Genomic DNA, 14,781 nt, shown 5'->3' with positions numbered 1-14,781 from the left:
GATGAAGCCCAATCTCGATCTCTGGCCCATCGGCAACTGCGGCATCAGCGCCCTGATCGACCGCCAGGGCCGCTATGTCTGGGCCTGCGCGCCGCGCGTCGACGGCGACCCGGTCTTTTCCGCCCTGATGGACGGCGAGGATCCCGAGCACGGCTTCTGGGCCATCGAACTGGAGGGGCTGAAGCACGTCGACCAGGCCTATGTCCGCAACACGCCGGTTCTGCGCACCGTTCTGACCGCCGAGGACGGGGCGGCGGTCGAGATCCTGGACTTCGCGCCGCGCCATCCCAAGCATTCGCGCACCTATCGGCCGCTGGCCTTCGGGCGCATGGTGCGGCCGCTGGAGGGGACGCCGCGCATCCGGGTCCGCCTGCGCCCTTCGACGGACTGGGGCGCGCGGCCGGCGCCGACCACCTCGGGGTCCAACCACATCCGCTTCCTGTGTCCGGACGTCACCTTCCGGCTGACGACCGACTGCCCCGTGTCGCACGTGCTGAACGAGCGCACCTTCCGGCTGGAGCGCCCGTTCGCCTTCTTCTTCGGGCCGGATGAAGGCTATGACCAGGACGTCGGGCCGGGCGTGCAGGCGGCGCTGGACCGCACCATCGCCTATTGGCGCGACTGGGTGAGGAAGCTCTATCTGCCGCTGGATTGGCAGGAGGCGGTGATCCGCGCGGCCATCACCCTGAAGCTTTGCGCCTATGAGGAGACCGGCGCCATCGTCGCGGCCATGACGACCTCGGTGCCCGAGTTTCCGGAAAGCGGCCGCAACTGGGACTACCGCTACTGCTGGATCCGCGACGCCTATTACACGGTGCGGGCGTTGAACCGGCTGGGCGCCGTCGACATCCTGGAAAACTACCTGGTCTATCTGCGCAACCTGGTCGACAATTCCGCCGGCGGACACGTCCAGCCGGTCTATGGCGTCGGCCTGGAGCCGGGCATCGGCGAAAGCATCGTCGACAGCGTCGAGGGCTATCGCGGGATGAAGCCCGTGCGCGTCGGCAACCAGGCGCATGAGCACCTGCAACATGACGTGTACGGACAGATCGTCCTGCCCCTGGTCCAGGCCTTCTACGACCAGCGCCTGCTGCGCCCCGGCGTCATCGACGATTTCTACGCGCTGGAGAAGGTCGGAGAACGGGCCTTCGCCATGCACGACCAGACCGACGCCGGGCTTTGGGAGTTCCGCACGATCGCTCGGGTCCACACCTATTCCTCGGTCATGTGCTGGGCCGCGTGCGACCGGCTGGCCAAGGCGGCGGACCATCTGGGCCTGCCCGAACGCGGCGAGGTGTGGCGCGCGCGCGCCGACACCATCCGTGCACGGATCGAGAAAGAGGCCTATCTGCCCGAGGAGGGACGCTTCGCCGCCAGCTACGGCGGGCGCGAGCTGGACGCCTCCCTGCTTCAGATGACCGACCTGGGCTTTCTGGACGCGCGCGATCCGCGCCAGGTCGCCACCTTCGACGCCATCGAACGCGACCTGAAGAAGGGGAGCCATCTGTTCCGCTACGTCGAGCCCGACGACTTCGGCGAGCCGGAGACCGCCTTCAACTTCTGCACCTTCTGGTTCATCGAGGCCCTGCATCAGAACGGGCGGGTCGAGGAAGCGCGCGAAATTTTCGAGGAAATGCTCAGCCGGCGCACCCATGCGGGGCTGCTCAGCGAGGACATCTCGATCGAGGACGGGGAGCTTTGGGGCAACTATCCGCAGACCTACTCCCTGGTCGGCATCATCAATTGCGCCGTGTTGTTGAGCCGTTCGTGGACCGATGTGCGTTGATCCGTCTGGCCCCGGGGCTGGGGTCGCCCGTGGAAGAGTGAAATGAGTCGTCTGATCGTCGTGTCGAACCGGGTTTCCGCACCCGTCGATCCCGCCGCCGGGTCGGCCGGAGGGCTGGCCATGGCCCTTTCGGCGGCGCTGAGGAAGTACGACGGCCTGTGGTTCGGCTGGTCCGGCGAAACCGTCGACCATTGGACCGGCGAGGTGAAGATCGAGGACCGCGCGGGCGTGACGGTGGGTCTGGTCGATCTGGAGCCCGCGGACGTCGACGAGTATTACAATGGCTACGCCAACAAGACGCTGTGGCCGCTGTTCCACCACCGCATCGACCTGGCCCAGTATGAGCGGACGTATGGCGAGGGCTACGAGCGGGTGAACCGGCGGTTCGCCGAGGTGCTGGCCCCGCTGATCCAGCCCGGCGACATGATCTGGATCCACGACTATCACATGATCCCGATGGCGCGGGACCTGCGCCGGCTGGGGGTCAAGAACCGGATCGGCTTCTTCCTGCACACGCCCTGGCCGGCGCGCCAGCTGCTGGTCACGCTGCCGCACCACCGCCGCCTGGTGGAATCGATGTTCGCCTTCGACCTGATCGGCTTCCATACCCAGGAATGGTGCGACCTGTTCACCGACTATGTGGTGACCGAGGCCCGCGGCGAACTGTTCGGTCATGGCGGGCTGGAGTGCTTCGGCCGCAAGGTCCAGACCGGGGTGTTCCCGATCGGGATCGACGTCGACGGATTTCTGGCCGCGCGCGATTCCACCCTGGGCGCGCGGACCTACGACCGGATGGCGGCCTCGGCGGTGTTCCGCTCGATGATCGTGGGCGTGGACCGGCTGGACTATTCCAAAGGGCTGGAGGAGCGGCTGCTGGGCTACGAGCAGTTCCTGCAGGACAATCCTTCGATGCGCGGCGAGGTCTTTCTGTTGCAGGTCACGCCGATCTCGCGCGACGACGTGGACAGCTATCAGGACATCCGCGCCCGGCTGGACGCCCTGGCCGGGCGGGTCAACGGCGCCTTCGCCGACATGGACTGGCAGCCGATCCGCTATCTGAACCGCACCTATCGCCGGGATCAGCTGGCGGGCATCTACCGCGCCGCCAAGGTCGGGCTGGTGACGCCGCTGCGCGACGGCATGAACCTTGTGGCCAAGGAATATGTCTGCGCCCAGAACCCGGACGATCCCGGCGTGCTGATCCTGTCCCGCTTCGCCGGCGCGGCCGAACAGATGGGCGAGGCGCTGCTGGTCAATCCCTACAGCCGCGAGGAACTGTCGGACGCCATCCACAAGGCGCTGACTATGCCCCTGGCCGAACGCATCCGGAAGTGGGAGGCGCTGATGCAGGTAGTGCGCGAAACCGACGTGTCGATCTGGCGCGACGACTATGTGCGCGCCTTGCTGGCGGTCGACGCGGACGCCGACGAGGGCGTGGCGGACGCCGCGGCATGAACCTCAGTCCAGGTCGAAGGCCAGCAGCAGAGTGCGCTGCATCGGATTGAGTTGTCGTCCGACAGGATGTACAGGCGCGTGCGCCCGTCGCGCGTCTCGGCCGCGATCCCTTCGAAATTGTCCGTCGTGCCGGGCAGCTTCAGGTCGATCAGAACCGGCCCCAGGGTTCCGCCCGGCGCCATGCGGCGGACATGGGCGCGCGCGTCCAGCGGCGGCCGGTACCGACGCTGGACGACCATCCAGCCGTCGCGCGCCGGATCGCGGTCCAGGCCGGTGATGCGGTATTCGCTGTCCGGGATCGGCGTGTCCGGCGGCGGCGTGACGGTGGTGCAGCGAGCGGGGTCGCAGTCCCAGACGCCGCCCGATTCCCCGGCCGCGCGCCACCCGCCGGGCGCGGTCGCCAGCCCTTCGATTCCGTCGTTCTCGGTGAAGGGGAAGGCGGGGATCCGCATCGCCCGGGGGCGCGTCGACAGGGCGTCCAGCGGGCCGTAGTTCCAGATGCGGTGGTCGCGCTCGAAACTGACCAGAAGGTCGCCCGAGGCGGTGAGGGCCAGCCCCTCGGCGTCGCCGTCGGCCTTTTCGGTGATCGGGGCGCCGTCGGCCAGGGTCAGCCGCCGGGTCTGAAAGCCGTCAAGCCCGACCAGGCGTCCGGCGTGGTCCAGCCGCAGCCGCGCCCGCACCAGGTCGCCCACGTCCGACACCGTGACCAAGCCGCCGCCGCCGGTCAGCTTCAGGTCCGACAGGCTGTGCAGCGGCGAGGTCGGATCGGCGACGATCTCCACCCCGCCGGCGAAGCGCACGCCCGGGGCCAGGACGGCGCCGCCGGGCAGGCCCAGGCCCACGCTTTTCAGGGTCGCGCCGGCCTCGGTCCATCCGGTCGCCGGCTGGGGCGCGGGCCGGGGCGGACCCAGGGTGCTGGCGCAGGCCGCCAGGGTCAGGGCGGCCAGGGTCAGGGCCGTGCGGGCGAACGGTCTCATGCGGCGGTCCTGCGTCGCCCGCGCGCGGCCGGCGCGGGGTCCTGTTCGAACAGTTCGGCCAGCTTCTCGGTCATGGCGCCGGCCAGCTGCTCCACGTCCACGATGGTCAGGGCCTTGCGGTACCAGCGGGTCACGTCGTGGCCGATGCCGATGGCCAGCAGCTCGACCGGCGACCGGTCCTCGATCTGGGCGATGACCTGGCGCAGGTGCTTGTCCAGATACAGGGCGGCGTTGGCGCTCTGGGTCGAATCGTCGACCGGCGAGCCGTCGGAGATGACCATCAGGATGCGCCGCTGCTCGGTGCGGGCCAGCAGGCGGTCGTGCGCCCACAGCAGGGCCTCGCCGTCGATGTTCTCCTTCAGCAGGCCCTCGCGCATCATCAGGCCCAGGTTCTTCTTGGCCCGGCGCCAAGGCGCGTCGGCGGCCTTGTAGATGATGTGGCGCAGGTCGTTCAGCCGGCCGGGATTGGCGGGCTTGCCGGCCGTGATCCACGCCTCGCGGCTCTGGCCGCCCTTCCAGGCGCGGGTGGTGAAGCCCAGGATCTCGACCTTGACCCCGCACCGCTCCAGCGTCCGCGCCAGGATGTCGGCGCAGACCGCCGCCACCATGATCGGCCGTCCGCGCATGGAGCCTGAGTTGTCCAGCAGCAGGGTCACGACCGTGTCCCGGAACGGGCTTTCGCTCTCGGCCTTGAACGACAGGGGCGCGGTCGGATCAGTGACGATCCGGGTCAGGCGCGCGGTGTCCAGCATCCCCTCTTCCAGGTCGAAGATCCACGACCGGTTCTGCTGGGCCAGCAGTCGGCGCTGCAGCTTGTTGGCCAGGCGCGAGACGACGCTGGAAAGGATGGCCAGCTGGCCGTCCAGCAGGCCGCGCAGCCGGTCCAGCTCCATCGGGTCGCACAGGTCGGCGGCGTCGATCACTTCGTCGTAGGCGGTGGTGAAGACGCGGTAGGCGTCCACGGCGCGGCCGTCGTCGGCGGTCTGCTGGCGGTTGGGCTGCTCGCCCTCCTGAAGCTCGGGCCCGTCTTCGGAGGCCTGGCCGTCGGGGTCGGCGGGCGCGCCCTCGGGGGGACTCGCGCTCTTCCTCGGCGGTCTGGTCGTCGGCGTCGCCTTCCATCGACTGGCCGCCTTCGCCGCCGTCCTCCTCCTCGTCCTGATCCTCGTCGGCGTCGTCGGGCCGTTCCTGGGGGTCGGGCTGATCCTCGCCCTGGTCCTCGGAGGCGTCGTCGCCCTTGCCGTCGCCAGGGTCCAGGTCCAGGGCGCGCAGCACCTCGCGCAGCTTCAGGGCGAAGCCCGCCTGGTCCTCGGCCGAGGCGGCCAGGGCGTCCAGCCGCGCCCCGGCCTTGGCCTCCAGATTGGCGCGCACCAGGTCCAGCATGGCCCCCGCCCCGTCCGGCGTGGCGCGTCCGGTCAGGCGTTCCCGCACCAGCAGGCCGACGGCTTCCGCCAGCGGCACGCGCTCGGCCTGGGCGACGCGCAGGACGCCCGTCTTCTCCAGCCGGGTCAGCAGGGCCGCGTCCAGATTGCCGCGCACCCCGGCCAGATATTGCGAGCCCACCGCCTCGACCCGCGCCTGTTCGGCGGCGTCGAAGACGTCGGCGGCCTGGGCGTCGGCGGGCCGCATCCGCCGGTCGGTCGCCTCGTCGTGATTGGCCAGACGCAGCGCCAGCCGGTCGGCCTGGCCGCGCAGGGCCGCGCTCTCGGGACCGGAGGGTCGCGCGGCGGGTGGGGCAGGGTCAGCACGCCGCCCGCGACGCGCGGTCCGTCCGAGCCGAACGCCACCTCCAGCTCCGGCTGCTCGGCCAGGGCGCGCGCGGCGTGGCCAAGCGCGCGCTTGAAGGTTTCTGCGGGCGTGTCCGGGGCGGCCATGGGGTCCAGTTAGTCGTTTCGGCCGCGCCGGGAAAGGCGCTCAGGCGGCTTTTCGCAGCGGCAGGGGGCGGCCATAGGTCAGCCGCCGCCAGACCCACTCCAGCGGCCCCATGCGGAACCGCGACAGCCACAGCGGCGACCAGACCAGCTGCAGCGCCCAGACCGCCGCGACCACGCCCCACAGCTGCACATAGTCCATCCGCCCGAACAGGCGCGGCCCCCAGGGCATGTAGAAGAGGGTCGTCATGATCAGCGTCTGGGCCAGATAGTTGGTCAGGGCCATGCGTCCGACCGGCCGCAGCCCCGCGACCAGGACGCCCGCGCCCCGCGTCGCGGCCAGGATCACCAGGCTGGCGTAGCCCAGGGTGATCACGATCGGATAGGCGCCGACCACGTCGCCAAGGCCGCCCGTGGCCGATCGCCCGGCCGGGGCCGTCAACTCGCGCCATTCCAGCACGCCCAGCAGGGCCAGGGCTGCGGCGCCCAGGGCGGCCAGCGCCAGATAGAGTCCGGTCGGCGCCCGCCCGCTGAGGAAGCCCGACTTGAACAGCCCCATGCCCAGCATCATCAGCGGCACGGTCGAGAAGACGAACACCGTCAGGCTGGTCCCCTGCAGCACCAGCCAGGCGGTCAGGTTCTGGCCCAGGGCGCCGGCCCAGCCGCTGCGATAGGCCTCGATGGTCTGGCGGACCATCTCCGGGGTGAACTGCGGGCGGGCGAACTCGCCGGTCAGGGCGGCCGGGCCGTGGGCGGCGAACAGGGCGAGGCCCGCCTGCAGGCTGGCCAGCAGCAGCGTCAGCCCCAGGCCCAGCGTGATCAGGCGTCGCGCCGGCAGCGACCGCATCAGCGACACGAACACCCCCGCCCAGGCGTACAGCAGCAGCACGTCGCCGTACCAGAAGGCCAGCCCGTGAATCAGGGCGATGGCCGCCAGCCACAGCAGCCGCCGCCGCAGCAGGGCGCCGCGCGCCGCGTCGCCGGTCTCGCCCCCGACCAGATAGATCGACGCCCCGAACAGCATCGAGAAAAGGGTGATGAACTTCTGCTGGAAGAAGACCTCCACCGCCCAGCGGGCCGTGGCGTTGGCGCCCTGGACCGGAAACGGCGCCAGCGCCGGATCGTCATAGACCATGAAGGGCAGGGCGAACGCGGCGGCGTTGACCGCCAGTATGCCCAGCACCGCCAGCCCGCGCAGGGCGTCCAGCGCGGCGATGCGGTCGCGGGCCTCGACGGGCGCGAGCGACAGGGTCCGGGCGGTCTGGTCGGCGGTCTGTTCGGTCATGCGCGCCCCCGACGTCGTCCCTGTTCAGGCCTTCGGCATCAGCCCCAGTCGGTCCTTGACGGTCGGCTTGGCCTCGAAGGCGATGAAGGCCGCGCACAGTCCCGCCCACAGCCCATAGCTGACGCCCCCGGCGATGGTGATCGGCAGGAAGCCGACGCCGAAGATAAGAAGCGTCGTTTCGGACGCGCCCAGGGCCTGCAGCACGCCGCCCGCCTCGAACCAGCCCGCGACCGTCAGCGCCAGCGCCATCGCCACCTGCAGGGCGCCGGCCAGCAGACCGCCGAACAGCATGAAGCGCCAGACCACGCCCAACCGGGTCGAGGGCCGTCCGCTGCGCGACCGCTCGACCGAAATGCGCCATAGGCCGGCCGGCACGGCGATCAGGCCGATGATCAGCACCATCAGACGCCAGTCCAGTTCACGCCCCGGCGTCCAGGAACTGGGGGCCAGAACGGCAGGGTCAGGATCAGCGGCGGCCAGGCCGCGCCGGCGAAGGCCGCCATCGCCGGCCAGGCCGGGGCGGGCCGTGCGAAGATGCGGGCCTGGCCGGGCAGGTCCTCGTAGCGTTCGACCCGGTTCATCGCGTCGGCACCGGCGTCTCGCCGGAATAGTCGTAGAAGCCGCGCCCGCTCTTGCGGCCCAGCCAGCCGGCCTCGACGTATTTCACCAGCAGGGGACAAGGGCGGTACTTGCTGTCGGCCAGGCCGTCGTAGAGCACGTTCATGATCGCCAGCACCACGTCCAGGCCCATGAAGTCCGCCAGTTCCAGCGGCCCCATCGGATGGTTGGCCCCCAGGCGCAGCGCCTGGTCGATGGAGGCGACGTTCCCCACCCCTTCGTACAGGGTGTAGATCGCCTCGTTCATCATCGGCACCAGGATGCGGTTGACGATGAAGGCCGGGAAGTCCTCGGCGTCGGTGGTCGTCTTGCCCAGGCTCTCGGCGAAGGCGACGGCCGCGGAATGGGTCTCGGCCGAGGTGGCGATGCCGCGGATGATCTCGACCAGCTTCATCACCGGCGCCGGCTTCATGAAGTGCAGGCCGATGAATCGGTCCGGCCGGTCCGTCGACGACGCCAGCCGGGTGATGGAGATGGACGAGGTGTTGGTGGCCAGAAGGGCGTGCGGGGCCAGGTTCGGCACCACCTCGGCATAGACGGCCTTCTTGACCGCCTCGTCCTCGACCGCCGCCTCGATGACCAGATCCGCCCCGGTCACCGCCTCGGCGATGGTGTCGACGGTCGTGACGCGCGCCAGGGCCTCGTCGGCCTGACCCTGGGTGGTCGCACCGCGACCGACGCCGCGCGCCAGGCTGGCGGCGATGCGGCCCTGGGCCAGGGGCAGCTGCGCGGCGGCGACATCGTAGAGCCGGACCGAATAGCCGCCCAGCGCCACGGCCTGGGCGATGCCTGCGCCCATCTGTCCGGCGCCCAGGACGGCGACTGTGGTGATCGTGCTCATGAACCGCGGTCTGAAGTGGTCGGGGCCGGCACCTTAGGAAGGTCGCCGCGCGGCGCAAGGCCCCTTCGATGCGGAATCACGAGAATCCGCCCGCCCGTGTCGCCTCAGCCCAACATGCCGACCAGGGCCGGCGCCGCCGCACGGTTGAACAGCACGCTGGCGAACTGCAGCAGCAGGATGACCACGATCGGCGACACATCGATGCCGCCCAGCGACGGGATGATGCGGCGGAACGGCTCCAGCAGCGGCCGGGTGATCTGGTCCAGGAAACTGCCGACCGAATAGACGAAGCGGTTGCGGTAGTTGATCACGTCGAACGCGACCAGCCAGCTCAGGATGGCCTGGGCGATGATGAACCAGATCATCAGACTGATGACGGCGTTGACCAGCCAGACGATGGCGAAGCCCATGGGTGTCTCCCTTAGCGCGAACCCGGCTTCTAGACCGGCGTGGCCGGCCCCCGCAACGCCCGCGACGCCGCCTGCGCCGATTGCACGCACAAGCCCGTTGACACCGCCCCCGCCGCCCGCCTATGTCGCGCCCTCGCCTGGGGCCCGATCCAGACTGGAACCGGGGCCGTAGCTCAGTTGGTAGAGCGCGTCGTTCGCAATGACGAGGTCAGGGGTTCGACTCCCCTCGGCTCCACCAGGCGTTTTCCCGTCTTCTAATTCCATGCGAAGTCAAGACGTTACGTGGTATCCAATCTCGGTATTGGTGACCCCCCGACTCTTGTGCTGGGTGACACTTAGCTCGTTGCTTCCCACACTGGCGATGGGTATGCCATCCGGGTTGGAGCGAGCAGGCGACCGACGTGTATCGCTGTCACGGGTGCTTTTTTGAAAACTTCTGCGGCCGAAACGAACAGTTTTCGCTCATCTTCGACTGGCGAAAGTTGCGAAATCTGAAGTCCAACTTTGGATACGTTAATGATCGGCACTTCAAATGATGAGTGCGGCGGAGCCTCTATTCTCAAGGCATATTTGCGGCCTACGACGGGTAAAAATCCTTCGGAACCAATCTTGATCTGCCAGCTTAAACCTAGACCCCCAACCGCAGAGACGAGGCCAGCATCCTGCGCCAGAAGCAGGTCTTTCAGTAATGGCCCCTTGTCCATATTCTCTGTTTTGATTATCAGTCCGCCCGAGATGTACTGGGAGACGCGTTGGGCCAGGCTCACCAAATCCTGATCTGCCTCAGAAAGGAAGCGCATTGTGGAAAGTGAGAAGCTTTGAGGTTTTCGGATTTCACCCGCTAACACTTTCCCCCACAGCAGTTGCATCCGCTCCGAGGACGCGTCTTCCGCATATCGCTCAAAAACATTCAGCCAGTCGTCGGCCGGAGGAGGCGTTCCAGCGGTCGCATCCGTCGCATCGTCCGAAGGTGAGTTTTCAGGCTCTTGCAAAGCTTCCAATGCCTGATGTGCAACTCGTTCGCGATTGGCCTGTTTACGCACTGCGGCGGTCGTAAAGGCTGCTACGGCTCGATCAACGATTGCCGGGTCATTGATGGCTTGGGCTGCCGCAGCCGCCGCTACTGCATTGGATACTGTCGTGCGCGCATTCGTGCCGTCTTCAACGCCTTGCGAGGCACGACGCAGCCAAGCAGCAGGATAATCGGCTAGGCCGCCGATCAATCTTCCAATGCCTTTAAACGCACCCTGAGCAATCGGGGCGGGAACCCCGCTCCCGACCGCTAGGAGCTTACCGATGGTCTCTACGTCCGGGCCTGTTTGGGGGTCTTCAGTCATAGGGGGATGAGGGCCCTCTTCGGCCGACCCGTCAACCTCCGGTGTCGGTCATGTTCCCACTGGGCCGTTGCTATCCGCCGCGCGCCTACCATCCTCCGACCTCCTCACGAGAGCCTCCCCTCGGCTCCACCAGGCGGTTTTCAGACAATCAGCGCAGCACGACGTAGCCGCGTTCGACCAGGCGGCGCAGGGCTTCGTAGGCTTCGACCAGTTCGTCATAGGCGGTGCGGGCGGCGGTCAGGCGGGCGGCCTGGTCGGGGGTCACGGGCGAGCCGGAGTGGGCCAGGCGCAGGGCCTCGGCCACCCACTTCGCGCGGGCCTGGGCGGTCACGACGGCCAGCTTCTGCAGCGAGGCGGCGTCCAGGCCGGTCAGCGACTGGGCGATCACCTCCTTGTTGGCGACATAGGCGGCGTAGTCGATCTGCTCCAGCTGGCCGCGCAGGCGGCGCTGCTCCTGGGGATCGGCGTCCTGCGGCTCGAAATGATCGCTGTAGCGGCGGATGCTGGAGGTCATCTTGGTCGACACGGGCGGGCCCTCCCCGGCCTGTCCCACGGCGCTGGCGGCCGCACGGGATCGAGGTTGCGCCTCGCCGGTTAACGGGGCGTTGCGCGTCGGCCCGGTGCGGCCGATATGAGGCGGCCCCGACGACGACGAGGAGACGGCCATGGATCTGCAACTCGCCGGAAGGCGCGCCCTGGTCTGCGGCGGTTCAGCGGCCTGGGCCGCGCCGTGGCGGCCGCCCTGGTGGCGGAAGGCGCCCACGTGGCCCTGTTGTCGCGCGACGAGGCCCGGCTGAAGGCGACCGCCGAGGCGCTGAACGCCTCCGGGCCGGGGCGGGCGGTGGTCGCCGCCGCCGACCTGGCCGATCACGCCGCGCTGCTGAAGGCCGTCGACACGGCCGAGGACCGGCTGGGCGGGGCGATCCAGATCCTGCTGAACAACACCGGCGGGCCGCCGCCGTCGGGCGTGTCGGGCCTGGATCCCCAGGTCTGGCGCGATCATTTCGAATCGATGGTGCTGTCGGTCTTTCGCCTGACCGACCGGGTCCTGCCGGCGATGCGGGCCGAGGGCTGGGGGCGCATCCTGAACGTCGCCTCGATCACGGTGGTGGAGCCGTCGGCGGCGCTGGGGGTGTCGAACACCCTGCGCGCCTCGATCGCGGCCTGGGCCAAGACCCTGGCGGGCGAGGTCGGCCCCGACGGGGTGACGGTCAACACCCTGCTGCCCGGGCGGATCGACACGCCGCGCATCGCGCGGCTGGACCAGGCGGCGGCCGAGCGGGCGGGCGTGACGCCGGAACAGGCGCGCGCCGAGTCGGTGAAGTCGATCCCGGTCGGCCGCATCGGCACGCCCGAGGAATTCGGCGCGACCGCCGCCTTCCTGGCCAGCCCGCTGGCGGCCTACATCACCGGCTCGCTGATCCGGCTGGACGGGGGCGCGGTCCGGGCGATCTGAGCGGGCGGCGATTGATCAATCTTCGGTTGCGGGTGTAGGCTGGCGGCAGCCGCAAGGAGAGAGGTCATGCTGACCGCCGTCGTGCTGAGCCTGTCGCTTCAGGTCGCCCTCGTGCCCAATCTCGGCCAGACGCCCGCGCGATGTCCGTCGGAGACGACGCGGGCGGGGCTGGAGCCGCAGGATCGGTCGGCGGCCTTGCCCAGTCTGCTGGACCGATCGGTCCGGCCGCAGGCGGTGCGGCGATACCTGCTGCTGGGACCGCCGGGACCAGAACAACTGTCCGCTTCCGATCAGCTTTCCCGTGAACGGATCGGGCCAGGCCCTGGGACGAAACCTGCTGAGCCCGGACAACGCCTCGCGCACGCCGCCGCGCCAGCCCGAAAGGACCGTTCCGGCGCTCTGAATGGCGCGCTAGGCCCGCGGATGGGCGGCCGCATAGGCGCCCAGCAGGCGTTCGGCGTCGACGCCGGTGTATTTCTGGGTCGTCGACAGGCTGGCGTGGCCCAGCAGTTCCTGGATCGAACGCAGGTCGGCGCCGGCGCCCAGCAGGTGGGTGGCGAAGCTGTGGCGCAGGGCGTGGGGCGTGGTGCGCTCGGGCAGGCCCAGCCGGCCGCGCAGGCGCTGCACCGAGGCCTGGACGTGGCGCGGGCTGAGCGGGCCGCCGCGCCGGGCGCGGAACAGGGCGTCCTCGGGCGTCAGGGCGAAGGGCTGGCGCGCCAGATAGTCGTCGACCGCCATCCGCACGGCGGGCAGGACGGGGACCATCCGCGTCTTGGATCCCTTGCCGACGATCCGCAGGGTCTCGGCCAGGGGGGCGTCGGCGCGGGTCAGGGACAGGGCCTCCGAGATGCGCAGGCCGCAGCCGTAGAGCAGGGTCAGGACGGCGCGGTCGCGCGCGGCCTCCCACGGATCGGCGTCGGGGTCGGCCTCGGGCTCCTCCAGCAGGCCGCGCGCCTGGTCCTCGGTGACGGGGCGGGGCAGGGACGGCTTGATGCGCGGACCGCGCACCAGGGCCAGTTGCGGCGCCGGCGCATCCAGGCGGCGGTCGAGGAAGGCGTGAAGGCTCCGGATCGCCGACAGGCTCTGGCTCAGCGACCGGGCGCCCAGCGGACGATCCCCGGATCGCCGCTCGGCCATGTGGGCGCGCACCTCGGCGGCCGTGACCGTCGTCAGGTCCGCCAGCGACTGCGGTCCGCCGCGATGACGCTCCAGGAAGGCCAGGTACAGCCGCCCGATGTGGCCGTAGGCCTCCAGCGTGCGTGGCGACAGGCGACGCTCGTGCGCCAGGTGCGCCAGCCAGGCGGACAGGGCCTCGGCGGCGGTCATCGGTTCAGTTCAGCACCGGCCAACGCTCGGCCATGCGTTCGACGACGCGCGCCAGGAAGGCGGCCAGCTCGCAGCCCATGGCGGGGGTGAAGCCCTCGTCCTCCAGCGAGCCGAAGGCGCACAGGGCCGGGCGCGGCGGCTCGCCCGGCGTCAGCTGGGGCGCCATGCGGATCAATGCCACGGACCGCACCTGGTCGGCGGCGGCGCCGAACAGGTCCAGGCCTTCGAAATGCGGTCCCAGCCAGGCCAGGCCATGCTCGCCCAGCAGGGCGTCGACGCCGCCGGGCTCCAGCACGCGCCAGCCGAACGGCACGCCGCCGGGCTTCTCCAGGGCGATTGCGGCGCCGGCCAGGCCGAACCGCCCCTGCGCCGCCGCATCCAGGCGACGCCCCAAGTCGGAGTGATTGCGCGCCTCCATCAGGTCCAGGGTGGCGACATGGGTCTGGGTCTGGGCGGCGAAGTTGGCGCGGGCGATCATCTCCAGTTCGCGACGGGCGCCGGCCTCGCGCTCGGCGACCGCTTCCAGCCGGGTCAGGGCCGCGGCGCCGAAGTCGACGACGTTGCGACCGTGCGGGCGCAGGCCCACTTCCTCCAGCAGGGAGCGGTCGTCCAGCAGGGTCTGCGGGTGCGCCTGAAGCCAGGCCCGCACGTCGGGCCAGTGAAGCGCGGCCGCTCCGTCCGTTTCCGACGTCGCGAAAAGGTCCAATGAGCCGCTCAACAGACCTCTCCGGGAAGGGCGACGATTACAGTATGGACTGCCCGGTCTTGCCCCAGTCAGCCATGAAGGCATCAAGCCCCTTGTCGGTTAACGGGTGCTTTACCAGGGCCTTGAAGGTGTCGGCGCCGAAGGTGGCGGCGTCCGCCCCGGCCACGGCGGCGGCGGCGACGTGGCCGACGTTGCGAAGGCTGGCGGCCAGGATCTGCGTCTCGAAGCCGTGCACGTCGTACAGAACCCGGATTTCCTCCAGCAGGGCGATCCCGTCGGCGCCGTGGTCCTCCAGCCGGCCGACGAAGGGCGAGACGAAGGTCGCGCCGGCCTTTGCGGCCATCAGGGCCTGGGCGGCCGAGAAGCACAGGGTGACGTTGGTCTTGATCCCCTTGTCGGTGAAGACGCGGCAGGCGCGCAGCCCGTCCCAGGTCAGGGGCAGCTTGACGACCACGTTCGGGGCGATGGCGGCCAGCTTGTCGCCTTCCTTGACCATGGTCTCGAAATCCAGCGAGACGGCCTCGGCCGAGATCGGGCCCTCGACCAGGGCGCAGATTTCGGCGATGACCTCGGCGATGTTCCGACCCGACTTGGCGATCAGCGACGGATTGGTGGTGACGCCGTCCACCATTCCGGTGGGGACCATGTCCTTGATGACGGCGACGTCGGCGGTGTCGAGAAAGAGTTTCATGGGCGGCGTCATAGCCGAGGGCGCG

At 69.7% G+C, this 14,781-nt stretch carries 15 protein-coding genes, 1 tRNA gene and 1 pseudogene; 4 read left to right on the top strand and 13 right to left on the bottom strand.

All coding sequences use genetic code 11. The features are described from left to right. The first annotated feature begins 1 nt into the window (after window position 1). Both MU852_RS07115 and MU852_RS07110 read left to right on the top strand, forming a co-directional pair. Window positions 2-1,786: a glycoside hydrolase family 15 protein gene (locus MU852_RS07115; protein ID WP_249751600.1), complete on the top strand. Its 1,785-nt coding sequence runs from the start codon at window positions 2-4 to the stop codon at window positions 1,784-1,786. Between the two features lie 42 nt (window positions 1,787-1,828). Further along, on the top strand, window positions 1,829-3,241 hold the full coding sequence (locus MU852_RS07110; RefSeq protein ID WP_249751599.1) for an alpha,alpha-trehalose-phosphate synthase (UDP-forming): 1,413 nt from the start codon (window positions 1,829-1,831) through the stop codon (window positions 3,239-3,241). On the opposite strand, the gene MU852_RS07105 is transcribed toward MU852_RS07110, so the two are convergent. The 8 genes and pseudogenes from MU852_RS07105 to MU852_RS07070 form a co-directional block, all read right to left on the bottom strand. Next, a complete protein-coding gene (locus tag MU852_RS07105) occupies window positions 3,175-4,218 on the bottom strand; it encodes an esterase-like activity of phytase family protein (protein WP_249751598.1) in 1,044 nt (347 codons plus the stop codon). The genes MU852_RS07110 and MU852_RS07105 overlap by 67 nt on opposite strands. After that, a complete protein-coding gene (locus MU852_RS07100; RefSeq protein WP_249751597.1) occupies window positions 4,215-5,180 on the bottom strand; it encodes a cobaltochelatase CobT-related protein in 966 nt (321 codons plus the stop codon). Before MU852_RS07100 ends, MU852_RS07105 begins: the two co-directional genes overlap by 4 nt. 175 nt (window positions 5,181-5,355) lie before the next feature. Next, window positions 5,356-6,089, bottom strand: a pseudogene (locus MU852_RS07095) (cobaltochelatase subunit CobT); the annotation flags it as partial. Between the two features lie 40 nt (window positions 6,090-6,129). Then, window positions 6,130-7,371: a DUF418 domain-containing protein gene (locus tag MU852_RS07090; RefSeq protein ID WP_249751596.1), complete on the bottom strand. Its 1,242-nt coding sequence runs from the start codon at window positions 7,369-7,371 to the stop codon at window positions 6,130-6,132. 24 nt (window positions 7,372-7,395) lie between these two features. Continuing rightward, entirely contained in the window at window positions 7,396-7,773 is a 378-nt protein-coding gene (locus tag MU852_RS07085; RefSeq protein WP_249751595.1) for a hypothetical protein, read from the bottom strand. Continuing rightward, window positions 7,773-7,952 (bottom strand): hypothetical protein, encoded by a 180-nt coding sequence (locus tag MU852_RS07080; RefSeq protein ID WP_249751594.1) that lies wholly within the window; start codon window positions 7,950-7,952, stop codon window positions 7,773-7,775. The genes MU852_RS07085 and MU852_RS07080 overlap by 1 nt, the downstream gene beginning before the upstream one ends. After that, window positions 7,949-8,830, bottom strand: a complete 882-nt coding sequence (locus tag MU852_RS07075; protein ID WP_249751593.1) for a 3-hydroxybutyryl-CoA dehydrogenase — start codon at window positions 8,828-8,830, stop codon at window positions 7,949-7,951. The genes MU852_RS07080 and MU852_RS07075 overlap by 4 nt, the downstream gene beginning before the upstream one ends. A 104-nt stretch (window positions 8,831-8,934) precedes the next feature. Then, entirely contained in the window at window positions 8,935-9,240 is a 306-nt protein-coding gene (locus MU852_RS07070) for a YggT family protein (protein ID WP_249751592.1), read from the bottom strand. Window positions 9,241-9,402: 162 nt separating this feature from the next. Here MU852_RS07070 and MU852_RS07065 point away from each other — a divergent pair. Beyond that, a tRNA-Ala gene (locus MU852_RS07065) sits at window positions 9,403-9,478 on the top strand. Window positions 9,479-9,575: 97 nt separating this feature from the next. On the opposite strand, the gene MU852_RS07060 is transcribed toward MU852_RS07065, so the two are convergent. Together MU852_RS07060 and MU852_RS07055 are read right to left on the bottom strand one after the other, a co-directional pair. Further along, window positions 9,576-10,577, bottom strand: a complete 1,002-nt coding sequence (locus MU852_RS07060; protein WP_249751591.1) for a DUF2806 domain-containing protein — start codon at window positions 10,575-10,577, stop codon at window positions 9,576-9,578. A gap of 148 nt (window positions 10,578-10,725) precedes the next feature. Beyond that, window positions 10,726-11,103: a hypothetical protein gene (locus MU852_RS07055; RefSeq protein WP_249751590.1), complete on the bottom strand. Its 378-nt coding sequence runs from the start codon at window positions 11,101-11,103 to the stop codon at window positions 10,726-10,728. A 204-nt stretch (window positions 11,104-11,307) separates the two neighbouring features. On the opposite strand from MU852_RS07055, the gene MU852_RS07050 reads away from it, so the two are divergent. Next, the gene (locus MU852_RS07050; RefSeq protein ID WP_249751589.1) at window positions 11,308-12,033 is read left to right on the top strand and encodes an SDR family oxidoreductase; all 726 of its coding nucleotides are present in this window, start codon (window positions 11,308-11,310) and stop codon (window positions 12,031-12,033) included. A gap of 411 nt (window positions 12,034-12,444) precedes the next feature. Here MU852_RS07050 and MU852_RS07045 read toward each other — a convergent pair whose 3' ends face one another. The 3 genes from MU852_RS07045 to fsa are packed head-to-tail and all read right to left on the bottom strand — an operon-like array spanning window position 12,445 to window position 14,756. Continuing rightward, on the bottom strand, window positions 12,445-13,359 hold the full coding sequence (locus tag MU852_RS07045; RefSeq protein ID WP_249751588.1) for a tyrosine recombinase XerC: 915 nt from the start codon (window positions 13,357-13,359) through the stop codon (window positions 12,445-12,447). A 4-nt stretch (window positions 13,360-13,363) separates the two neighbouring features. Continuing rightward, complete coding sequence (locus tag MU852_RS07040) at window positions 13,364-14,065, bottom strand: DUF484 family protein (protein ID WP_249751883.1); 702 nt, start codon at window positions 14,063-14,065, stop codon at window positions 13,364-13,366. 37 nt (window positions 14,066-14,102) lie between these two features. After that, on the bottom strand, window positions 14,103-14,756 hold the full coding sequence (gene fsa, locus MU852_RS07035; protein ID WP_249751587.1) for a fructose-6-phosphate aldolase: 654 nt from the start codon (window positions 14,754-14,756) through the stop codon (window positions 14,103-14,105). Between the last annotated feature and the right edge of the window lie 25 nt (window positions 14,757-14,781).

Origin of the sequence: Brevundimonas albigilva (genome assembly GCF_023503965.1) — a bacterium.
Taxonomy (GTDB): Bacteria; Pseudomonadota; Alphaproteobacteria; order Caulobacterales; family Caulobacteraceae; genus Brevundimonas; species Brevundimonas albigilva.
This window is presented reverse-complemented; position numbering and strand designations above follow the sequence as displayed.

Excerpts from the sequence above, each read along its gene's own strand:
- MU852_RS07045 (WP_249751588.1), bottom strand. The coding sequence starts at position 13,359 with ATGACCGCCGCCGAGGCCCTGTCCGCCTGGCTGGCGCACCTGGCGCAC.
- MU852_RS07105 (WP_249751598.1), bottom strand. The coding sequence starts at position 4,218 with ATGAGACCGTTCGCCCGCACGGCCCTGACCCTGGCCGCCCTGACCCTG.
- MU852_RS07080 (WP_249751594.1), bottom strand. The coding sequence starts at position 7,952 with ATGAACCGGGTCGAACGCTACGAGGACCTGCCCGGCCAGGCCCGCATC.
- fsa (WP_249751587.1), bottom strand. The coding sequence starts at position 14,756 with ATGAAACTCTTTCTCGACACCGCCGACGTCGCCGTCATCAAGGACATG.
- MU852_RS07070 (WP_249751592.1), bottom strand. The coding sequence starts at position 9,240 with ATGGGCTTCGCCATCGTCTGGCTGGTCAACGCCGTCATCAGTCTGATG.
- MU852_RS07060 (WP_249751591.1), bottom strand. The coding sequence starts at position 10,577 with ATGACTGAAGACCCCCAAACAGGCCCGGACGTAGAGACCATCGGTAAG.
- MU852_RS07075 (WP_249751593.1), bottom strand. The coding sequence starts at position 8,830 with ATGAGCACGATCACCACAGTCGCCGTCCTGGGCGCCGGACAGATGGGC.
- MU852_RS07110 (WP_249751599.1), top strand. The coding sequence starts at position 1,829 with ATGAGTCGTCTGATCGTCGTGTCGAACCGGGTTTCCGCACCCGTCGAT.
- MU852_RS07090 (WP_249751596.1), bottom strand. The coding sequence starts at position 7,371 with ATGACCGAACAGACCGCCGACCAGACCGCCCGGACCCTGTCGCTCGCG.
- MU852_RS07085 (WP_249751595.1), bottom strand. The coding sequence starts at position 7,773 with ATGGTGCTGATCATCGGCCTGATCGCCGTGCCGGCCGGCCTATGGCGC.
- MU852_RS07115 (WP_249751600.1), top strand. The coding sequence starts at position 2 with ATGAAGCCCAATCTCGATCTCTGGCCCATCGGCAACTGCGGCATCAGC.